Genomic DNA, 3,394 nt, shown 5'->3' on the forward strand with positions numbered 1-3,394 from the left:
CATCGATCGATACTGCTGCTTCCCAGCCTGCATTGATGAGGATCGAGCTGACCAGTTCGCTGTCGGATACATTCATCTGGCAGCCGTAGGTCTCGATATAGAATTTCATGTCGTTGAAGGCCCGGAGCCAGGATTAATGGCGCTTGCGTTTGTTCCAGAGATTATAGGCGGTCGATATTCCATAATAGCAGACAATGAATTCTGAAGCCATGAATTTGTCCAGCATAAGCTTGTAGTACTGGATGCTGAGTTCGAGAATATCGGTTGATTGGGGTTCCATGGACCGCTCAAGAATCGGCTCCCTGTCAGTGGAAGCCAGCATGTCCTGCAGAGTGTCCAATTGATGTTTCGTGACCTTGGCCCCATGCAGCTTATCTGGCGTAAAACATCTTTCGCCATAAATGATCTTGGCCAGAAATCTGGCGGTCAGGCCGATGCAGATTATCACCTCAGGTTGGGGATGATCCAATCCAGCCAGGCTATCTTTGATCAGTTGTGTGATGTTCTTCTTTTCAGATGCGGCTTTACGCAAAGTGAGCAGGCCCATATCCAAACTCATGCCTGTGAGATTATGAAAGGAATCCCCACTCACAAATTCTGTGCTGAATCCACCCACATCGACGATCAGGGTGTTTCTGTCTGCAGGCGCGATATCCCGGGCGGCCAGCCAGGCCAATTCCATCTCTTCTTTCGCGCTCAGCAACCGGTATTTGATGCCCCAGCGAAGGTCAAACCAAGCCGATAACTCCGCGCTGGCACTGCTGTGGCGATGGATGCCGGTGGCGATCACCTGTTTGAGGGAATCTATGCCCTGGTCATAGACGAGGAATTCCGACACCCGCCTTTTGAAGCCAGCCAAACTCCTGGCCGGGATCATGACCTTGCCGTCGCTTGCGATCTTATAGTCGCGTCCCAGTCCGGTGTGGATCTGGGCCGTGAGGATGGGCTGGGGATTTCCATTCTCGCACAGGGCATAATTCAGATTGTTTGATCCGGCGTCGAACACAGAGAGGAGCTTGCCCGGGGGAAATTTGAGTTCCAGGAAGCGCTGGATAATCAGGGCGGCGATCCGGGAATTCGCGTTGGCCGGATGATTTTTCGCCACCTGGCCAAGTGGAATGTTCTCAAACAGCTTACTCCAGGCAGTTTTACTTAGGTTCAGGCTTTCCAACCTGGACTGATGTGGATATCTGGCGATACCCCGGATCAGGACCTCCTCCTCGGGATAGTCCTCGCGGGGCTGGTAGATGATGTATTTTCCAAACTGCAGCGCTTCGGCGAAACTGCTGTAACCCGGTTTGGTGAGCAATACGTCCGTTCCATGGATCAGGTCCGCGAAATCGGCATCCCTGGGAACTTGAACATGGTTGGGTATGCCATCCGAAGCATGGGTGGAGAGCACCTGGCCGGGGAAGGCGGCGCAAAGCATTTCCAGATCGAGCTCCATCTCCCCTTCCCCACCGAAAGCGCAGGTCAATAGCGGAGTTTTAGGCTCCAGGCCATGCTTTTGCCGCAGATCCGGATACTCCGCTTTGCGCTGGGCCAGCAGCCCCACTTTTTCCAGCTTGCGCAAGGCACCCATGCTCTTGGCAGAGCTCAATGGCAGGCGGAAAGCCCGGTCCACCCTTTGATAAAGGCCAAAGATGGTGTTCAGGAGCGGTTTCAGGTCACTGTCTTGCACAAACAGCCCGGCATAGATGAACAGCCAGTCAAAATTGGAGATGGCAAACACAGGCACCCTGGCGTAGGTTCCGGCTTCCACAGCCAGCCAGGGAATGTCGGCAATGATCAGATCGATCTTTTCACCCCGCAGAAAATCCACTTCCCGTTCTATTATCTCCAGCCGCCGGCCCATCAATCCGATCAAGGCGGATCTGGTTGCTTTCAGGTCGGGAACCAGATTTTTCCCATGCCTAACCCCCACATCGATGCTCACGTCCTCCTTGGCAGAAAAACTGGGATTCAAACCGGAAAACAGGAAATCCGGCCGCGCGCTGCGAATGTGCACGAAAATCCCGAAGCGGATGAATTCAGAGGCCAGAGCCGCCATCCGGGTGGCGTGCCCGTATCCGTGATCCGAGACGTAAAGGGCGAATTTCATCATCGAATAAGCCTCAGCGAACGATCAGGACCCGTTCGGACCCTTGCCCGCGGATCTCCACCACCACGCGATTGGGCAGGCACACAATTGGCAAAACACTCCCCGCGCCTTGCTTCACGCACCTTCTGTCGGGACAATCGGCTGACAGCATCAGCACTTGGGAATCCTTGATCTGGACAGTGTTGTGCTCATCTATGCGGATCACGCGGTCCACGTTCAGGGGAAAAACTCCCAGAGGTCGGTTGTCTTTATGAACATGGACGTATCTGTCGTCGTTTTTCCGATATACCATGAACGCGCTCAGGACAATTGCCAAAAGGACCACGATCATCAACAGCAGGTCGGCCAGGCTGAGCTTTTCCCGCAGAAAGTGAAGCATCACCAGACCCCCTTGATCCGGTGTGAACAGCTCGCGCAGCTCCCCTCAGCATTTAGCGCAACGATCCTCCTGCCCGCGGATATTACCACGCTTCCGCATTGGGGGCACTTCGTCTCGCGGAACTCGCTTGTGTAGATATTGCCCGCGTAAACATAGGACAAGCTTTCACTGGCGATCTTGCAGGCGCCTAAAACCGTATCCTGGGGCGTGGCCGGGATCCGTGATTTGTAAGCCGGATGATAGGCGGAGAAATGCAGCGGAATGTCTTTGTCCAAACAGGCCACGAAATTCACAAGAGCTCTTACATCACCATCGGAGTCGTTCAAACCGGGGATGAGGAGGTTGGTCAGTTCGATGTGCACTCCTCCCTCATGAGCGGTCCTGATGGTCTGTTTCACTGTTTCCAATCCTGCCCCGCAGTGCTCTGTGTAATACTCGGGGCGGATCGATTTCAAGTCGATATTCATGGCCTTTACATAGGGCAATAGCTTTTTCAAAGGCTGGGGATTGATGAATCCGTTGGTGACCAGAATGATGTCTGTATCCTTGGCCAGCAGGGCAAAATCGTAAATATACTCATACCAGGTGAATGGTTCGGTGTAGGTGAAAGCGACCTGATTAACTCCCTTTTGGCAGTGCTCAAGCACCAGAGCGTGGAGGTCTGCCGGGCTGATGAAGCGGGTGGGGCATTCCGCCTGGCTGCTGTCAAAATTCTGGCAGAAAAAGCAGGACAAATTGCAGGAATTGGCGCCCAGGGAAAGTATCTGCGAGCCTGGCCGGAAGTGGTAAAGCGGCTTTTTCTCGATCGGGTCCAGGCCGATCCCGATGCTCTGCCCATAATTGGTCGCGATCAGCTTGCCGCCTATGTTTTGCCGGCCACGGCATCGACCCCTCTCCCCTGTCTCCAGTTCGCA

Annotated in this window: 4 protein-coding genes; all 4 read right to left on the reverse strand. The window is 54.1% G+C overall.

Annotation, left to right across the window (positions count from 1 at the left end; genetic code table 11):
- Window positions 1–109, reverse strand: a 109-nt coding sequence (locus K0B87_09500; GenBank protein MBW6514970.1) for a hypothetical protein, incomplete at its 3' end; no start/stop codon positions are given.
- A 24-nt stretch (window positions 110–133) separates the two neighbouring features.
- Entirely contained in the window at window positions 134–2,104 is a 1,971-nt protein-coding gene (locus tag K0B87_09505; GenBank protein ID MBW6514971.1) for a hypothetical protein, read from the reverse strand.
- Between the two features lie 10 nt (window positions 2,105–2,114).
- A complete protein-coding gene (locus tag K0B87_09510) occupies window positions 2,115–2,480 on the reverse strand; it encodes a NusG domain II-containing protein (protein MBW6514972.1) in 366 nt (121 codons plus the stop codon).
- On the reverse strand, window positions 2,480–3,394 hold a 915-nt coding region (gene amrS / locus K0B87_09515), incomplete at its 5' end, for an AmmeMemoRadiSam system radical SAM enzyme (GenBank protein ID MBW6514973.1). The genes amrS and K0B87_09510, both read right to left, overlap by 1 nt.

Origin of the sequence: Candidatus Syntrophosphaera sp. (genome assembly GCA_019429425.1) — a bacterium.
Classification (GTDB): domain Bacteria; phylum Cloacimonadota; class Cloacimonadia; order Cloacimonadales; family Cloacimonadaceae; genus Syntrophosphaera.